The 18186-nt window shown below is 43.3% G+C and carries 18 protein-coding genes; 5 read left to right on the top strand and 13 right to left on the bottom strand.

Going from position 1 to position 18186, the window contains the following annotated elements:
- Nucleotides 1-11: 11 nt before the first annotated feature.
- The 6 genes from pfkA to dnaE all read right to left on the bottom strand — a co-directional run bounded on the left by pfkA (nucleotide 12) and on the right by dnaE (nucleotide 8420).
- Entirely contained in the window at nucleotides 12-971 is a 960-nt protein-coding gene (gene pfkA, locus ACH0BF_RS10050; RefSeq protein WP_340852929.1) for a 6-phosphofructokinase, read from the bottom strand.
- Nucleotides 972-1212: 241 nt separating this feature from the next.
- Nucleotides 1213-2163 carry an acetyl-CoA carboxylase carboxyl transferase subunit alpha gene (accA, locus tag ACH0BF_RS10055; RefSeq protein WP_120033743.1) on the bottom strand — a complete coding sequence of 317 codons (951 nt, stop codon included), beginning with the start codon at nucleotides 2161-2163 and terminating at the stop codon, nucleotides 1213-1215.
- Nucleotides 2160-3032, bottom strand: coding sequence for an acetyl-CoA carboxylase, carboxyltransferase subunit beta (accD, locus tag ACH0BF_RS10060; RefSeq protein WP_120033745.1), 873 nt, complete (start codon nucleotides 3030-3032; stop codon nucleotides 2160-2162). The genes accA and accD overlap by 4 nt, the downstream gene beginning before the upstream one ends.
- 76 nt (nucleotides 3033-3108) lie before the next feature.
- Nucleotides 3109-3717, bottom strand: coding sequence for a FadR/GntR family transcriptional regulator (locus ACH0BF_RS10065; protein ID WP_340852924.1), 609 nt, complete (start codon nucleotides 3715-3717; stop codon nucleotides 3109-3111).
- A gap of 4 nt (nucleotides 3718-3721) precedes the next feature.
- Nucleotides 3722-4960, bottom strand: a complete 1239-nt coding sequence (gene ystJ, locus ACH0BF_RS10070) for an NADP-dependent malic enzyme (protein WP_120033750.1) — start codon at nucleotides 4958-4960, stop codon at nucleotides 3722-3724.
- Nucleotides 4961-5066: 106 nt separating this feature from the next.
- On the bottom strand, nucleotides 5067-8420 hold the full coding sequence (dnaE, locus tag ACH0BF_RS10075) for a DNA polymerase III subunit alpha (protein ID WP_406909339.1): 3354 nt from the start codon (nucleotides 8418-8420) through the stop codon (nucleotides 5067-5069).
- Between the two features lie 147 nt (nucleotides 8421-8567).
- On the opposite strand from dnaE, the gene ytrH reads away from it, so the two are divergent.
- Entirely contained in the window at nucleotides 8568-8903 is a 336-nt protein-coding gene (ytrH, locus tag ACH0BF_RS10080) for a sporulation membrane protein YtrH (RefSeq protein WP_120033753.1), read from the top strand.
- Nucleotides 8900-9409, top strand: a complete 510-nt coding sequence (gene ytrI, locus ACH0BF_RS10085; protein ID WP_120033755.1) for a sporulation membrane protein YtrI — start codon at nucleotides 8900-8902, stop codon at nucleotides 9407-9409. The genes ytrH and ytrI overlap by 4 nt, the downstream gene beginning before the upstream one ends.
- On the opposite strand, the gene ACH0BF_RS10090 is transcribed toward ytrI, so the two are convergent.
- Nucleotides 9406-10344, bottom strand: coding sequence for a DHH family phosphoesterase (locus ACH0BF_RS10090; protein ID WP_406909340.1), 939 nt, complete (start codon nucleotides 10342-10344; stop codon nucleotides 9406-9408). The genes ytrI and ACH0BF_RS10090 overlap by 4 nt on opposite strands.
- A gap of 96 nt (nucleotides 10345-10440) precedes the next feature.
- On the opposite strand from ACH0BF_RS10090, the gene ACH0BF_RS10095 reads away from it, so the two are divergent.
- The gene (locus tag ACH0BF_RS10095; protein WP_120033757.1) at nucleotides 10441-10746 is read left to right on the top strand and encodes a YtpI family protein; all 306 of its coding nucleotides are present in this window, start codon (nucleotides 10441-10443) and stop codon (nucleotides 10744-10746) included.
- Between the two features lie 46 nt (nucleotides 10747-10792).
- On the opposite strand, the gene ACH0BF_RS10100 is transcribed toward ACH0BF_RS10095, so the two are convergent.
- From ACH0BF_RS10100 to ACH0BF_RS10110, 3 genes are all read right to left on the bottom strand, one after another.
- On the bottom strand, nucleotides 10793-10996 hold the full coding sequence (locus ACH0BF_RS10100; RefSeq protein ID WP_406909341.1) for a hypothetical protein: 204 nt from the start codon (nucleotides 10994-10996) through the stop codon (nucleotides 10793-10795).
- 21 nt (nucleotides 10997-11017) lie between these two features.
- Nucleotides 11018-12331, bottom strand: coding sequence for a DRTGG domain-containing protein (locus tag ACH0BF_RS10105; RefSeq protein ID WP_120033761.1), 1314 nt, complete (start codon nucleotides 12329-12331; stop codon nucleotides 11018-11020).
- A 114-nt stretch (nucleotides 12332-12445) separates the two neighbouring features.
- Nucleotides 12446-13126: a metal-dependent hydrolase gene (locus ACH0BF_RS10110; RefSeq protein ID WP_120033763.1), complete on the bottom strand. Its 681-nt coding sequence runs from the start codon at nucleotides 13124-13126 to the stop codon at nucleotides 12446-12448.
- Nucleotides 13127-13269: 143 nt separating this feature from the next.
- Here ACH0BF_RS10110 and ACH0BF_RS10115 point away from each other — a divergent pair, with 143 nt between their 5' ends.
- Together ACH0BF_RS10115 and ACH0BF_RS10120 are read left to right on the top strand one after the other, a co-directional pair.
- On the top strand, nucleotides 13270-14364 hold the full coding sequence (locus tag ACH0BF_RS10115; RefSeq protein WP_406909342.1) for a M24 family metallopeptidase: 1095 nt from the start codon (nucleotides 13270-13272) through the stop codon (nucleotides 14362-14364).
- An 80-nt stretch (nucleotides 14365-14444) separates the two neighbouring features.
- Entirely contained in the window at nucleotides 14445-14894 is a 450-nt protein-coding gene (locus ACH0BF_RS10120; RefSeq protein ID WP_340852913.1) for a universal stress protein, read from the top strand.
- Between the two features lie 191 nt (nucleotides 14895-15085).
- On the opposite strand, the gene ACH0BF_RS10125 is transcribed toward ACH0BF_RS10120, so the two are convergent.
- From ACH0BF_RS10125 to phnW, 3 genes are read right to left on the bottom strand one after another with little or no spacing between them, the layout of a single operon-like run.
- Entirely contained in the window at nucleotides 15086-15871 is a 786-nt protein-coding gene (locus tag ACH0BF_RS10125) for a DeoR/GlpR family DNA-binding transcription regulator (RefSeq protein WP_120033769.1), read from the bottom strand.
- A 30-nt stretch (nucleotides 15872-15901) separates the two neighbouring features.
- The gene (locus ACH0BF_RS10130) at nucleotides 15902-17092 is read right to left on the bottom strand and encodes a saccharopine dehydrogenase family protein (RefSeq protein ID WP_340852909.1); all 1191 of its coding nucleotides are present in this window, start codon (nucleotides 17090-17092) and stop codon (nucleotides 15902-15904) included.
- On the bottom strand, nucleotides 17089-18186 hold the full coding sequence (gene phnW, locus ACH0BF_RS10135; protein WP_340852907.1) for a 2-aminoethylphosphonate--pyruvate transaminase: 1098 nt from the start codon (nucleotides 18184-18186) through the stop codon (nucleotides 17089-17091). The genes ACH0BF_RS10130 and phnW overlap by 4 nt, the downstream gene beginning before the upstream one ends.

Here is an 18186-nt window from a genome sequence, read left to right on the forward strand (position 1 = left end):
GTGAAAATCAATTAAATAGATAACTCTTTAGCTAATCGGGAAATATTTAGATCCAGCTTATGTGGAAGAGCTAGTGCTTCTACAATGTCATAATCAACCAGCTCATTGCGCTCAATGCCGACTGCACGGCCGCCTTTTCCTGCTATCAACAGCTCGACAGCTCGAGCACCAAGCCGGCTTGCAAGCATCCGGTCGGCAGCTGTTGGAGAGCCCCCTCGCTGCATATGGCCAAGCACAGATACCCTCGTTTCAATTCCAGTCATTTTTTTTACTTTCTCAGCAAAGTCATTTCCACTCATTACGCCTTCAGCCACAATAATAATACTGTGTCTTTTTCCGCGCTCAAGCCCATTCAACAGCCGGACTTTGATCGCCTCCATATCAAGTGGTTCTTCCGGAATTAAGATCGTTTCCGCCCCGCCAGCAAGGCCGGCCCACAACGCCAGATCTCCGGCGTTTCTTCCCATTACTTCCACGATAAATGTGCGTTCATGAGAACTTGCCGTATCTCGGATTTTATCAATTGCATCAATGATCGTGTTTAAAGCCGTATCAAAACCGATTGTGAATTCGGTGCCCGGAATATCATTATCGATTGTCCCGGGTACACCGACACACGGATAGCCAAGCTCAGTAAGTGCTTTTGCCCCGCGGTAAGAGCCATCGCCGCCAATCACAACAAGCCCTTCTATTCCATGTTCTTCCAACTGTTTCAATCCTTTTTTCTGCCCTTCTGCTGTTTGAAATTCGGGGCATCTTGCCGATCGGAGAATCGTTCCTCCCCGATGAATAATATCGCCAACTGAACCTACTTCCATCTTGTGAATATTGCCTGAAATTAACCCTTGGTATCCTTGGTAAACCCCATATACTTCCAGGTTATGATAAATCGCTTCACGGACAACAGCACGAACGGCTGCATTCATTCCCGGTGCGTCACCACCGCTCGTCAACACTCCGATACGTTTCACATGGATCCCTCCGTCTCGCCTGGATATGTATCTTTTTACAGACATAGCTAAACAGTTCTTATTGTTTGGCTCATTCTCTACTTGTCTCTTCTAAAATAACAGAAAGGTCTGACCTTCACAATGTTTATGGAGTTCCATGATCAATTAGATAGGGCTATATTTTATAAACATTTAAAAAAGAACGTGCTTTTGCCTTTCGCTGCACGTTCTTCTTTTCCCGCTGTCTATTTGCACGAAACAATCAGAGTGTGTACTCTCCGATCTGTTTATATTTCATATAACGATTGTCCAATAATTCCGGAATCGATAAATGAAGAAGCTCTTCAAGAGCCGGCTTCAGCGTTTGATCAATTAATGCTGCTTGTTGGGCAACATTTCGATGGGCTCCTCCGCTCACTTCAGGGACAATGGCATCAATGACTCCTAAGTCTTTTAAATCTCCTGCTGTGATCTTCATTGTTTCTGCAGCCCTTTTTGCCTGAGAGGCATCTTTCCAAAGCAGAGCCGCAGCCCCTTCTGGGGAAATAACAGAGTAAGTGGAATTTTCCATCATAAATAATTTATCGCCGATGCCTAGACCAAGGGCTCCTCCGCTTCCGCCTTCGCCGATAACAATACAGATAATAGGCACTTCCATGCCAGCCATTTCAAACAAGTTTTTCGCAATTGCTTCGCTCTGTCCTCGTTCTTCAGCGGCCTTCCCTGGGTAAGCACCTTTCGTATCGATCAGACAAATAATCGGGCGCTTAAATTTTACTGCCTGGTTCATTAGACGAAGTGCCTTTCGATATCCTTCCGGGTGCGGCATGCCAAATGTCCGCTTAATATTTTCCTTCGTGTCCCGTCCTCGCTGATGACCGATAACAGTTACTGGTAGGCCGTGATATTTAGCTACTCCACCGACAATCGCTCCATCATCGCCAAACAATCGATCGCCATGAAGCTCCATAAAATCGGTAAATAAATAGCTAATATAATCCAGCGTTGTCGGCCGTTCCGGATGCCGGGCCATTTGTACACGGTCCCATGGTGTCATGCTTTCATAAATATCTTTCTCAAGCTTTTTCAAGCGTTGTTCCAGCTTTTCAATCTCTTCCGTCAAATCAACATCCGAAGTTGAAGTAAACTCTTTTAATTCAGCAATCTTTCCTTTTAGTTCCATCACTGGTTTTTCAAATTCTAAACCAATCATGCCAATTCACCACCCGGTTGATGTATGTCCAGTAAAAAGGCGATCTTTTCCTTGATTTCATGACGATGAAGTACTGCATCCAGCTGGCCATGCTTTAATAAAAATTCGGCTGTCTGGAAATCTTCCGGCAGCTTTTCGTGGATCGTCTGCTCAATAATCCGCCTGCCTGCAAATCCAATCAATGCGCCTGGTTCTGCGAAATTATAGTCTCCAAGGGAAGCAAAACTTGCGGATACGCCGCCAGTGGTAGGATGCGTCATAATGGAAATAATCAACCCGCCATTTTCGCTAAAACGTTTTAAAGCTACACTTGTTTTCGCCATTTGCATTAACGAAAGCACACCCTCTTGCATTCTGGCTCCACCTGAGGCAGTGAAAATAATAAACGGTACTCCCCGGCGTCCTGCTTCCTCAATTGCTCTCGTAATCTTTTCGCCAACCACTGATCCCATACTTCCCATCCGGAAATTAGCATCCATAATGGCAACAACGGCTTCAAAGCCTTCCACCCGGCCAATGCCGGTTAAAACAGCTTCATTCATTTTTGTTTTTTGCCGGTCTGCCTCCAGCTTTTCCAGATACCCCGGGAAATTCAGCGGATTTGTTGAAGAAAGTCCGGCGTCGAATTCCTCGAATGTTCCCTCATCAATAAAAGAATTACAACGTTCAATTGCCGTCATTCCATGATGATGGCCACACTGCAAGCAAACACTTAAATTTTTCTTTAGTTCTTTTGTATACATGATCTTTTTGCAGTTAGGGCATTTTTGCATAATGCCTTCAGGTACGTCTTGCTTACTAGCTTCTGTAGGTATCGTCGCATACTTTCTTTTTTTTGGTTTTTGTTTGTTAAATAAATCTTTAATCAAGTTGCATCCTCTCCCTGTAAAAAGCTTGAACCTAGTTATCTGACTTTATGAGACGGACAGCAAAAAACAGAACAGCCTAAAGCTGTTTGTAAGCGTCAATAACATCTTTTATGTTTCTAGTCTTCACTATAGAAATCAAATGGATAAAAGCCTCTTTATTCGTTAATAGTCTATCCTCTTTGTGAATTGCCGCGGCATAATCAGATACGATCAACCAGATCTTTTTTAAAAGCGAATTACCGCTTATATCCATTAAGAAAGCAAAAAAGCTCTGCTCCGTAAACGATTCGTCTTTTATTCTTTCAGCAAGCTCTGACATTAATTCCTCTAAATGTGGAAGTAAGACAACAGAGGATAAACAGCCGATTTCCATAATCTCTTTCGTTAGCCGAACATCTTTTTGAGTCTGTTCTCTTTGCAAAATAAATGTGCTTAGCAATTGAACGAGCTGATGATCGCTGAAATCACGAAGAAATGTTCCCTCTCCTCGTCTTGTTTCAATCAATCCAAGTAGTTCCAGAGCCCGCAATGCCTCTCTAACAGAGGACCGGGCAGCAGACAGCCGCTCAGACAGCTCCCTCTCAGATGGCATCTTGTCCCCCGGAGTCAAGCCGTCTGCTGCGATCATCTCACGGATTTTGTCTACCACTTCCGCAAACTTTGATTGCGGTCGTTCATTTTCCACAGCTTTATTCACCTTTTCCGATAAGAGACAACTGCATCGTACGTTGGCGAATTTCCTCAGGATCAGCTTTCAAGCGGGCTACACCCGTTTCCATTGCTGCCTTTGCCACTGCCGATGCTACCGCTGGAGCTACACGCGGATCAAACGGACCTGGTATCACGTAGTCAGCATTTAGTTCGTGATCCTCAATCAGTCCCGCAATAGCCTCTACAGCTGCCTGCTTCATTTGTTCATTGATGTGCGTCGCGCGTACATCAAGTGCACCACGGAAAATTCCCGGAAAAGCGAGAACATTATTTACTTGATTCGGGAAGTCTGAACGCCCAGTTCCAATCACACGGGCTCCTGCCATTTTTGCCTCTTCCGGCATGACTTCCGGTACCGGATTTGCCATCGCAAAAATAATAGGTTCTGGATTCATTGTTTGAATCATTTCTTTTGTGAGGGCGCCGGCAACAGATACACCAATAAACACATCCGCCCCCTTAATGACGTCCTTAAGTGAACCTTCCTGACGGTGAACATTCGTATACTTGGCCACTTCTTCTTTCACAGGGTTCATTCCTTCTTGACGCCCTTCATAAATAGCCCCACGAGAGTCACACATAATGACATCACGCACTCCATAGCTTGTAAGCAGCTTGATGATAGCAATGCCAGCTGCTCCAGCACCATTGGCCACTACTTTAATGTCTTTGAACTTTCTTCCCGTTAATTTCAGAGCATTCAACAGACCTGCCACTGTGACGATAGCCGTTCCATGCTGATCATCGTGGAAGATGGGAATGTTCGTTTCCTTCTTAAGGCGTTCCTCAATTTCAAAGCAATGAGGAGCTGCAATATCTTCTAAATTGACTCCTCCGAATGTTGGCTCCATCAGCTTTACAGTTTCTATGATCTTCTCTGGATCTTCTGTATTTAAGCAGATTGGAAACGCATCTACGCCAGCAAAACTTTTAAATAACACTGCTTTCCCTTCCATAACAGGCATCGCTGCCTCTGCCCCAATATTTCCAAGCCCAAGAACGGCGGTTCCGTTAGAAACGACCGCTACCGTGTTCCCTTTAATGGTATAATCAAACACTGTTTCAGGCTTTTCATAGATTTCCTTACATGGCTCTGCGACACCCGGTGAATAGGCCAGGCTTAAATCTCTTGCATTTTTCACTTTTGTTTTAATGCCAGTAGACAACTTTCCTCTATTAACCTTATGCATATGTAATGCTTCTTCTCTAAGTGACATCTTTTTCTCTCCCTATTTCGGCAATTCTAACCGCTCTCAGTGGTCAGACCACGTTTTTGTCTATTACACACAATAAACTATCAGCGATCAGTTGTAAAGTAAAGAATTATTTAAGTACTACATTCTCGCTGCCGACGAGCTTTCTTAATTCCTCCAGCAGCGATTCTGCCGGCTTAACGGCGCTTCTTCCATGAAGCTTAACCGTTTGCCGGTTCTTTTCATAATGAAGAACAACAGGCACATTTCCTTTGGAAAAGCTGATCAGCCGGTGAATATCCTCAAGAATTAAATGTTCATCCGGTACCTCTGGTATTTTTATGTACAGCGTTTTTTCTCTTTCTACCTGCCACTCTTCCACCTCTTCTAAGCTGTACACCTGATTCACTATCAATTGTTTACGGCCGTTTCGTTCTTCCGCATTTCCTGATAGATAAAGAATAGCACCTTTTTCTAGAAGAGTGGAATACCTTCTATATGAAGTTGGGAATAAGACACCTTCTATTTCACCGCTGTTATCTGAGCAATGAACAAATGCCATATTTTCTCCCTTTTTCGTGCGGATGACTTTTACTTCGTTTACAAAAACACCGACAGACACACTGCGGCTGCCAGCAGACAATCGAACAATTGGAAGAGCTCCCTCTTGCTCAAAAAGCTGCTTATACTGTTCTATTGGATGAGCAGACAAGTAGAAACCGATGACTTCCTTTTCAAATTGAAGTTTATCTTCCATGCTCATTGGCTCTGCCTGTGCATATTTTGGTTTTGGGAAGAAATCATCTCCTATAAATAAGTCCTCCACGCTTGGACTATCCATTGGCTGAATCAACTGAGCATGTTCAATCGCCACGTCAAGTGTGGCCAGAAGGACAGCTCGATCTTCATTAAACTCATCAAATGCACCTGCAAATAAGAGGGCTTCTAGCGCCTTACGATTCACTGCATGAATAGGCACACGCAGACAAAAATCAAACAAGTCCGTAAAAGGTCCTTTTTCCCGGGCATTTATAATTGTTTTCAGTACACTTGCCCCAATGCCTTTGATAGCTGCAAGGCTAAAGCGGATGCTGTTTCCTTCAGCTTTAAAGGGATAAAAACTGTGATTAATAGACGGCGGCAGTAAAGAAATTCCCATCTCCTTCGCTTCTGCTACATATTGTCTCACTTTCTCTTCATTGCCGACAGCGGAGCTTAACAACGCAGCCATAAAGATGGTTGGATAGTGAGCTTTTATATACGCCATTCCGTAGGAAATAAAGCTATAGGCTACCGCATGGCTTCGGTTGAATCCATAATTCGCAAACTGAACGATTAGATGGTAGATTGCTTCTGCTGCTTCTTTGCTGTAGCCCCTCTTCACTGCTCCTTCTATAAAATGATGGCTTTCGCTGTCAAGCACGTCCTTTTTCTTTTTGCTAACTGCCCTTCTCAATAAGTCCGCTTCCCCTAGAGAAAAACCAGCGAATTTTGAGGCAATCTGCATGATTTGCTCTTGATAAATAAGTACACCATACGTCGGCTCTAAAATGTCCTTTAAGTCAGGGTGGGGATAATGGACCGGCTGTCGTCCATGCTTGCGCTCTATATAACGAGGGATACTTTCCATCGGACCTGGCCGGTAAAGCGCATTAACTGCCACAATATCCTCAAAACGGTTCGGCTGCAACTTCATCAGTACGTTTCGCATTCCCGCTGATTCCAATTGAAAAATCCCTGTTGTCTTTCCTTCTCCGAGCAATTGAAACGTTTCTTTATTCTGTAAAGGTATATTCTGCAAATCTAGCCTTTTTCCTTCAACATAATAAATGGAATCAATCATTCTTTCCAGAATGGTCAAATTGCGCAGACCGAGTAAATCAATTTTTAACAAACCAAGTTCTTCGAGGGCATCCATTGGAAATTGGGTCAGAAGCACATGATCATGTCCCTCTTGCACAGCAACGAGTTCCGTTAAAGGCTCTTCCGTGATAACCATTCCGGCGGCGTGTGTGGATGTATGGCGCGGTAGCCCCTCAAGTGTCAAAGCCGTCTGATAGATTTTTTCGTGCTCTCCCGTTTGGTGCACCCACTCACGAAAACGGTCAGAGTCCGCATACTGCTGCTTAAGTGTCACCCCTGGCCGTGATGGGATGATTTTGGAAAGCTGTTCAAGTTCCTTTGAGGACAAACCGAACACTCGGGCTATATCGCGGATAACTGCCTTTGCCGACAATGTGCCAAACGTAATAATTTGTGCCGCATGAAGCGTCCCATATTTATCAGCAACGTAACGAATGACCTCATCCCGTCGGTGATCGGGAAAATCAAGGTCGATATCCGGCATGGTTACGCGCTCTGGATTAAGGAACCTCTCAAATAACAACCCATGTTCAAGCGGATCGACTGTTGTAATGCCGAGCACATAAGCTACGAGCGAGCCAGCGGCCGATCCTCTTCCCGGCCCTGTCAAAATATGATTGTCTTTTGCGAATTTCATAAAGTCCCAGACAATAAGAAAATAATCACAAAATCCCATCTTTTTAATTGTTTCAAGTTCATAAGAAAGCCGCTCTGCATAAGATGGCTTCCCGGAAGCTCCTATTTCCTCCAGCCCTTTATGGCAAAGCTGTTCTAAATATTGAGAAGCAGATTGGCCCTCCGGCAGCGGATACTTAGGAAGCAGACGTCGTCCGAGTGGAATATCCACTTTGCACTCATTTGCGATTTTTACCGTTTGTGCCAGAGCATCCGGCAAGTCTGCGAATAACTGAGCCATCTTCTCTTTGGAAGAAAGGTACGCTTGATTATTATCATCTATCTGTTTATCTGCCAGCTTCACTCCATCCCTGATCGCTTCTAAGCATTGAACGGCAAATGCTTCTTCTTCATTTAAATAAGTAACTCGATTAGACACAAGTAGCGGAATTGAAAGGGAATGACTTAATTCTCTCATTTCTTGGATAATTGTTTCCTCATTCTTTCTCCCGTGACGTGCAACCGATAAGAAAAAATGGCCTGGATCAAATTGCTGTTCTAACAATTTAGCTGCCTTCTTCGCTTGTGCAGGATCGATTAAGAGCCATTGCTCCACCTCTCCTTCTACCCCTGGAGTAAAGGCAAATAAACCAGCTGAATAACCTTTGAGCCACTTTAATGGAATGCCTTCTTTAGCTCTTGTTTGAATGGCACTGGAAATCTTCAATAGATGATGGTAACCTATATTGTTTTTCGCCAGCAGTACAAGCGGATAAGAACGTCCCTCCTCCAGGCTGCTTTCAACATCGGCAATTAAGCCGATAATCGGCTTGATTCCAGCCCGCCTGCATGATTTGTAAAAAGGAACCACCCCGTACATAACATTGCGGTCTGTGATGGCGAGTGCGTCATAGCCCAGCTCTTTTGCCTTGACAGTCAACTTGTCAATAGCTATGGAGCTAGACAATAGGCTGTAGCCTGTTTGAACTTGCAGATGTGTGAACATCCTTCTCATCCTTCCTTGACACTTTTCGTCCCTAGCCTCTTTCTTCATTATAAGACGGCCGCCATAAAAAAGAAAATATGTTCTGCTTTCATAGGAGACTCTTTCTTTACATATATAAATAGAAAGACAAGCTATTATGGAGGGCGTATGGCAGAAACCTTTTTTGATGAATTATTTAAATGTTACTTTATCGCATTTGGCGTTTTACTCGGCGGCTCGCTAATCGGGGGACTAGCATCGTTTGCAACCGGAAGACCGCTTTTTACGGGCATTTCACAAATTAGTGAAGGCTTGCGAATTTGGGCAATTATCGCTGCCATCGGAGGAACCTTTGATACCGTTTATAGCTTTGAACGAGGCTTTTTAAATGGTGAAACAAAAGATTTATTTAAACAATTCTTGCTCATTTTGTCGGCAATGGGCGGAACAGCTACCGGAACGGCTATTATCGTATGGCTGACTGGGGAGCATATTTCGCCATGAGAGTGCCAACTTTGCATAAGCAAAAGAGTTTGCAGCGGCTGCTGGCCGGGGCAGCGATCGGCTTCTGCCTTAGCTGGGTGCTCTTTCTTTATATGTTTGGAGCTTCCCAGGAAAGGCAAGCTGCTTTACTGGAAAAGCAAAAGAAAACGATTGATGAATTAAAGGTCCAGCTAGAAGTTTGGCAGGAGGAGTATAAAGAGCTTAATAAAAAAAACCTGCACAAGCTGATTGTGCAGGAAATTGAAATTGATATTCTCAATTATAAAAAGTATGGCATTGATGACTCCCAAAGCATTTTCAATGCAAAGGAACAGCTAAAAAAAGATCTATCTGTTTTATATGCGAAGGACCTCGAAACAGTTTATTCTCATAAAGAACTGATTCGACAGACAATTGAAAACAAAACACTAAAAATCAATAAACGAAGTTATTCCCTTCATGTAAAAGAGTGGTATTTTTATACCACTATCCATATTCAGCTCGAGATGGATTTAGAAGGCGGTTAAGCCTCCCGGCAAAGCTTATCAAGATCAGCCGCTACGTTTTCTGCCTCTTCCCAGGAATAAACGGAAGCCCCGGCAGCGAGTGGATGGCCGCCTCCTTTATACCTTTTCGCAATCTCATTAATTACAGGTTTTTTAGAGCGAAGACGGACACGGATTTGATCTTCTTCTTCGATGAAAAAAACCCAAGCCTTGATCCCTTTTACATTGCCGAGTGTGCTGACAAGCAAGGAGGCTTCTGAAGGGGCTACTTGAAACTCCTCAAGAAGCTCCTTTCTTAAAACGACAGAAGCCGCTCCACTTGCTGATAGATTGAATGTTTGCAGGATATACCCTTGCAATTTCAATACTTTCTCATCCGTCTCATACATCCGGTTAAACAGCTCGTCACGATCAAAATCAAACTGAAGAAGCTCTCCTGCAAACACCATGGTACGTCTCGTTGTACTAGGATACAGAAAGCGTCCGGTGTCACCGACAATGCCAGCAAACAATAGCCGGGCTGCCTCATCATTCAAGCTTAGTCCTTCCTCTTTGCCGCTTTTATATAAATCATAAATCATTTCACTCACCGAGCTGGCAGAGGTATCTACCCACAGAAGATCGCCATACGGGTCCTCGTTTGGATGATGGTCAATTTTGATCCACTCTTTTCCAAGACGATAACGGCGGTCACAAATTCTCTCCTGATTGGCTGTATCACATACAATCACGAGCGCTCCCTCATATACTTCATCCGCGATGACATCGAGCTTGCGCAAATAAGCAAGTGTCGGCTCTTCCTTTCCAACCGTGTATACCTTCTTATGGGGAAAAGAAGCGAGGATCATTTCTGCCAGCCCCCCCTGCGATCCGTAGGCATCTGGATCGGGACGTACATGACGATGAATAATAATCGTATCATATTCTTTAATTTTTTGGATAATTTGACTTTTCATTCCTGTCTCCTTTGTGACATTCCGTTTTTTTAGTAGAATTTCCTTCTTGTTCTCGTTAAAATGAAGATGTCTGAACAAATAAATGGAGGAAAACTTATGCCCGTTTTAGCATTTATTATTGTTTTATCGTTCGCTTTTTACATTTTTTATAAGGTCCAATACGTTAGAAGCAGACGTCCCATGGAGAAAAAATGGCTATCTGCTAAATCCAGCATGGCGCTTGGCCTATTTGTCGGCTTCTTTGGTTTGAATACATTATTTATCCAGCAGACGACTATATCTTATGTGATTGCTGCTCTGTTTTTGCTTATCGGTTTTTCTAGCTTATGGGCAGGGTATAAAGCTTACCGTCATGTTCTTCCTTACGCCCAAAGAGAAGCTGAAGAATTAAAAAATCAATAATGACCTAAAAGGAGGATGACCTAAAAAAATCTTTGGGACATCCTCTTTATTTATTTGTCACATCCCATCCGCCGGGAAGGTTACAGAACAACCTTCCAAACGGCTCGTCTTGTGCTTGACGGGACATAGCAGTCGGCTTCGCTTTTCTTTGGCTAGCTCCGCCTCCTTGTCCCTCGAGGTCACAATCCCATCCGCCGGGAAGGTTACAGAGCAACCTTCCAAACGGCTTGTCTTGTGCTTGACGGGACATAGCAGTCGGCTTCGCTTTTCTTTATTGCCTATCTAGGATTTGGCACATCATGAGGGCTTTTCCGACGAGCATGCCTCCGTTGTATACTTCCACGTCCACTTTTCCAAATTTTCGGCCGACTTCAAGTACATTTGGATGGATTTCCAACAAGCTTTCCATTTGTACGGGCTTTGAGAAATAGATAGTAATGTTCTCTACGACAATGTCGCCCTTTTTCTTAGCCCGCAGCGAGCGCCTTGCTGCTTCTGTAACAATCGTTGTAAATACTCCATAAGAAATAGCTCCCAGCTGATTGGTCATTTGGGGCGTCACTTCAAATGTATAAGTTTCTTCGGACTTATCGCCCGAAAGATCAATCTGGTTTGTAATCGTATCATCAAGCGTTTCACCCATTTGCGGTTGTCGCTGGGCCATTTGTAATGTTTTCAATACATCTTGACGACTGACAATTCCCTGGATACGACTCTGATCATCGACGACCGGCAAAAGCTCAATCCCTTCCCAGATCATCATATGAGCAGCAGCAGCTACACTCGTTTTCATGGTGACGGTGATCGGCTGCTTTGTCATGACTTTCTCAATAGGCGTCTCCTGTTCTGCTCCCATGATATCTTTCGCTGTCACAATTCCTTGTACTTTTAAATGGCGATCAAGAACAGGAAAGCGACTGTGGAGCGTCAATCGATTTTTGTCAATCCAATGGCTAACTTTATCACCGATAGTGAGTGAAACTGTCTGGTCAAATGGCGTAAAAATATCACCGACAAGCACGATTTCCTTTTTGATCAACTGATCATAAATGGCACGATTGATCATGGTCGCCACTGTAAAAGTGTCATATGTTGTGGTAATGACCGGCAACTCTAATTCATCTGCAAGTTTTGTTACATGGTCATCCGCCTGAAATCCTCCCGTGATCAACACGCCTGCTCCTGCTTGCAGGGCCAGTTCATGTGCTTTCGTCCGGTTGCCGACAATCAATAAATTATCAGGCCCAGTATATCTCATCATGGCCTCTAGTTTCATGGCGCCGATCACGAAACGGTTTAGCGTTTTATGCAGGCCAGCCCGGCCTCCTAGTACTTGCCCATCAATAATATTCACTACTTCAGCGAAGGTCAGTTTTTCAATATTTTCTTTTTTCTTTTGCTCTATCCGGATGGTGCCAACTCGCTCGATTGCTGAGACAAACCCCTTAGTTTCCGCATCTTTTATGGCTCTATAAGCCGTTCCCTCACTGACTGAGAGCGCTTTAGCAATTTGCCGGACAGAAATTTTCTCCCCTATCGGCAGCCCCTCTATGTATTGTAGAATCTGTTCGTGTTTTGTAATCAACTGTTTCACCTGTCCCTTTCAGACTCGCTAATACAGTTATTATACTTTGAAAAGCACAGCGATTCAATTCAATTCAGAAAAGGCTGCAAGGTTCTTCTCGCAGCCTGAATCCTGTTACAATTCGATAGCTTGTCCAGGTTCTAACACTTGTCCATTTTTCGTTTCTAGCTTCTCAATAAATGCATGAGGGTCCTGTTTGATCGGCGGGAAAGTATTGAAATGAATAGGAACGACTTGCTTTGCTTGTAAAAATTTAGCCGCAAGCGCTGCATCATCTGGTCCCATTGTAAAATTATCACCAATCGGGAGAAATGCCAGGTCAATCGGGTGCAATTCACCAATTAATTTCATATCGGAAAAGATCCCCGTATCTCCCGCATGGTAGATTGTTTTTCCTTCAATCATTAATAAAACGCCCGCCGGCATGCCCATATAAAGGAAGGTCCCGTCTTCTTGTTCAATTCCCGAACCGTGAAATGCCTGAGTAAATTTTACGCGGCCAAATTCAAACTCACGACTTCCACCGATATGCATAGGGTGAGTATTAACTCCTTGGTGACTGAGATAAGTAGCCAGCTCATTTACAGCAATAACGAGAGAATTATTTTTTTTCGCAAGTTCTACTGTGTCACCCACATGATCACCATGACCATGCGTCAAAATGATGACATCCGGCTGTTCATTTTCCACTTGCAGATCGGTTAAGTCATTCCCTGAGATAAACGGATCGATTAAAATTGTCTGGCCGTTCGTTTCTACTTTTACAATTGAATGTCCATGATAGGATACTTTCATAGGTAAAACCCCTTTCTTAAAATGATTTCCACTCCTACTATTCGATGAAACAATAAATTCCCCTGCATGTCTACTTATTTACTTACTCATCATTTATTGATACGCTTTTAACTGGTAAATGCATTGTCTAAGGAGGAAACAACATGAACAATCGACTAACAAAATTAATGGAGTGGCTGAAAGAAAAAGACATTTCCTTGGCCTTTATCACTGCTCCTGAGAATGTCTTTTATTTAACTGGTTTCAGAAGCGATCCGCACGAACGTCTGCTTGGCGTAGCCATCTTCCCTGAATCTGAGCCTTTTCTCATTTGTCCAAAATTAGATGCATCCGATGCTAAAAACAGCGGCTGGGCATTTGAAATTGTCGGCCATACAGATATCGAAAATCCCTGGGAAATGATCGAAACCCGTGTAAAAAAACGGTCCGGTCGCATCAATCGAATAGCCGTTGAAAAACAACATTTAAATGTTGAACGCTACGAGGAGCTTTCCAGCCGTTTTCCGGGTGCCGCGTTCGTTGCCGCCGAGGAGAAAATGCAGCAGCTTCGATTGATAAAAGACAAAAAAGAACTTGCCTCTTTAAGAAAAGCTGCAGAGTATGCAGATTTAGCTGTAAAAACCGGAGCAGAAGCCATTCGTGAAGGCAAATCGGAGTTAGAAATTCTCGCTGAGGTTGAATTCGAAATGAAAAAACAAGGCATTGCTGAAATGTCTTTTTCTACGATGGTATTGACCGGTAAGAATGGCGCTTCTCCACACGGGACACCTGGAAACACAAAAGTGAAGAAAGGGGATCTCGTTTTATTCGATCTCGGGGTTGTATATGAGGGCTATTGCTCTGATATTACGCGTACGGTCGCTTTTGGAGAAATCTCAGACAAACAACGTGAAATTTATGAAACGGTGTTACAGGCTCAACAGGCAGCTGTGGCAGCTGTAAAGCCTGGAATGACTGCTAAAGAGATTGACCTGACTGCAAGAAAGGCGATTGCAGACGCAGGATACGGCGACTTTTTCCCACACCGGCTCGGACACGGTCTTGGAATCAGTGTTCATGAATACCCAAGCATCACTGAAACAAATGAGCTGCTTTTACAAGAAGGCATGGTATTCACAATTGAGCCAGGGATTTACGTGCCGGATGTGGCCGGTGTGCGCATTGAAGATGATGTATACGTTACAGCGGACGGCGTTGAAATTTTGACCGCCTTCCCTAAACAATTAACATTTGTTTAAGAATTTTCATATTTTTGGATACATCTCAGCTGTCATCTTTCTCCTTTTCATGTAGAATAAAAGAAAAGGAGGAATGTATAATGAGCATGAAGTATGAAAGCATCCTTGTGGCGGTTGACGGGTCGAAGGAAGCGGAGTGGGCATTTCGAAAATCAATCGAAATCGCTAAACGCAATGATGCGGTACTCAACCTTGTACATGTAATCGACACACGCTCATTTGCAGCCATTGAAGCATATGACCGCTCCATCGCCGAACGGGCTACTACTTATGGCAGTGATTTGCTAAAAGAGTACAAATCGTCAGCTGAATCGGCAGGTGTCGGAACCGTCAACACTTATGTTGAATACGGCTCGCCTAAAGTTATCATTCCTAAAGAAGCAGCAAAGCAAGTAAAAGCAGACTTAATTGTATGTGGAGCAACCGGCTTGAATGCCATGGAACGCTTCCTCATTGGAAGTGTTTCCGAACACATTACTCGTTCTTCTAATTGTGATGTACTTGTTGTCCGCACAGATAAAGGCGAGTAATAGAAGAAAGACCGAAGCATAAGGATGCTTCGGTCTTTCTGGCTTGTAAGCAGCTTTCATATAATCTCTTCTATAGAATTCACGGTACATTTTCCCTTTTTTTGATCACTAACTATTTTTCTTACATCTTCTTTTCTAATGGCTATTTCCTAACTACTTTTAGCAGCCGATTCGGAGCAGTCGTTCATTTTTCAGCATTTTATCCAACTCACTTTGTCTTTGGCTAGCTGTTCTCCCCACCCATCCGGATAAGATGCATCAGAAAAAATATAATCCACTTTGTTTAAATTAGTAATTTGATAAGTAGCTTTTTTGTCTAGCTTCGAGTGATCGGCCAGTACGAATGTCTGGCTCGCTTGCTTAATCATTTGCTCTGACAACGTAGCATTCTCTAATTCATAGCACGAGAGTCCAAACTTTGGCAATATGCCGTCTACTGAAATAAATGCCTTTTCAAAATGAAGTTGGTTCATAATTTGCTGGGACATTGGGCCAGCTACCCGATAGTGCTGAGAACTAACCTTTCCCCCAATAAATATCACTTCCCCCTCAAAAAACTTTTTATTGATTGCTGAAATCAGTTGATTAGCTAGTGCAAAAGAATTTGTAATTACAGTTAAGTTTTTGTAATGGAGCATATAAGGAATCAGTTGCAACGTAGTGCTTCCCTCGTCAATCATCAGCACATCTCCATCGCGTATAAAGGCAGCAGCCTTGTAAGCAATTCTTTTTTTCTGTTCTATGTTCCAAATTTTCCTCTCTATCATCGAAGGCTCCACTAATGGGGAGTTCGCCGACTTAACAGCTCCCCCGTATACCTTCTTCAGCTTCCGCTCTCTATCCAATTCTTCTAAATAGCGGCGGATCGTTTCTGTAGATACAGCAAACTCATTCGCTAAGTCTGCTACCTTCACTTTTCCCTTCACTTCCACTTTTTCTACGATGATCCGCTTTCTCTCTTCACTTATAACGGACACTGCTGCACCTCCAATGCCAGTCTCTTTTTGTTAAATGTGCGGCAGGGCAACTTCTTTTTCTATAACACTTACCTTTTCATGGATAAAAATCTCTCTTTTTTTTAGCTCTTCAAAGATGATAGACGGATTAGCAAACGCTTCTTCTGGCGTGATTATCCCCTGCTTTTTTACATGCCCTTTGGCAATTAAACTAGCTGCGATAGCAAAAGGGATTGCTACATTTCGAGTATAAGCTCTTAACCTCTCCCAACCAGGCACAGATCCATCCGAAGCAGGATGTGTATGATACAATGTATGCCGCATCTGTTTTCCTTGCTTTGTTCCCTCCACCTCTACATGAAGGGCATATCCATATAATTCTGTTGTCTGCCCTTCGTCAGATGCCAATAAATACTGGGATATACAATCCATAATTCCAATCTCTTGACCGTTTACAGTAATCTGTGTATTCTTCAACATTCCATAATCAAATAACGATTTTACTAGACTCATGTTCTTTTCAGGCCATGCTCCCCGGGTTTCAATTAATTTAACCCCTTTATCCTTCAGTGCTTGAGCGAGGGTGATCGTTTCAGCATGTGGAATAATATATTGAATCGTTTCTCCATAAGGGTCCGGCAGCTTGACTTTTCGCGGCCGAGCAAAGGGTGGCACTTGCTTCATTTCTCCGTTTTCAAATACCACTCTTGTCGGCAAGTTCGGGTCGTATTCGTAAGTAGTTGTTTCAGCAATGGAAGCTGAGAAAGCAATCGGCCGGAAAGAACCATGGCTTACCCGTACACTTTCAACGGTATCTAATTGATTGGCCGCATGCATCGCCATCATTTGCGTTAATCCTGGGGTCATGCCGAAACCCGGGAGAAGTGTTTTTCTATTTTTCACAAATAGATTGTTCCACTTTGATTCTTCGCCAAATCCATTTAAGTTAACGCCATGACATCCTGCTTTCGCAATACATTCGGAAGACAAACCATTCAGCTTAATCGTCGTTCCATCTAAAACGATATCGTATCCCTTCATTTTTTCCACAGTTTCGTCTACGTTGGTCACGTCCACTTGGACAAAGTCTATTCTTGGGTCATTCAACCACTTTACAACCGCTTGTCCTTCTTGTTCATTGAAATCAGCTACTGTAATTTTTTCGAATTTAGAGTACTGAACGAGATCTAAAATCGCTTCGCGGCAAATTTTCCCGGCTCCTCCTAAGCAGAATACCTTCATAGACAAACCGCCCTTCTTTCAACAGCTTTTGTTAAGGCCAAAATATCAGCGGCATGCACATTACCAATATTGCCAATTCGAAAAGTATCTATTTGAGAAACCTTTCCTGGATAAATCACAAACCCTTGTTCTTTTAAATAGTTATAAAACGATGTAAAGTCAAACTCTTCGTTCGGAAAACAAAATGACGTGATAATGGGTGAATGGTATTCTTCTTTAATAAAAGGCTGAAAGCCAGCTTCCTTCATCCGTTGCACTAATAAGGTCTGATTCTGCTCATAGCGTGTTTGTCTCGCCCCGACACCACCCTCTTCTTCAAGCTCGAGCAACGCTTGATAAAACGCTCTTACTACATGGGTGGGAGAAGTGAATCTCCATTTTCCGTTAAACTGTTCCATTGTTTGCCACTGATCATACAGATCGAGCGACAGGGAACGTGCCTGTCCCTTGCATTTCTGGAGTTCCGCACGATTAGCAATAACAAAACCAAACCCAGGCACTCCTTGAATGCATTTGTTGGCACTGCTGATTAGAAAATCAATTTGCCAGCTTTCCATATCTATTTCAACTCCGCCAAAACTGCTCATCGCATCAATGATTGTTCGTTTGCCATACTTTTTGGCTGTTTCAGCAATGGCCCGTACGGGATTTAATATTCCCGTAGTCGTTTCACAGTGAACGGCTGCCACATGAGTAATGTCTTTGTTGGCAGCTAAGACATTTTCCAGTTGTTCAATTTCTATCGGTTTATTTTCCTCAGTCCTGCATATAACAGTTGGGATACCGAGAATCCTGGCAATTTTGACAATCCTGTCTCCGTAAGCTCCATTTACACAAACTAATAGTTTACCGGATGATTGAACAACTGATCCTATCGTGGCTTCTACAGTAAATGTTCCGCTTCCCTGCATAAGAACCGCTGTATAGTCATCCGTATTTGTTACAGCCAATGCTACAAGCTTTTGACGAACTTCCTGAACGAGATCATTATACTCTTTATCCCATGTACACCAGTCCCTCATCATTACGGCTTTCACTGTTTCAGTAGTAGTAAGCGGTCCAGGCGTTAATAGTAAATAATGTTTGTTTTCCAT

The organism is Pseudobacillus sp. 179-B 2D1 NHS (assembly GCF_045370945.1).
Classification (GTDB): domain Bacteria; phylum Bacillota; class Bacilli; order Bacillales; family Domibacillaceae; genus Pseudobacillus.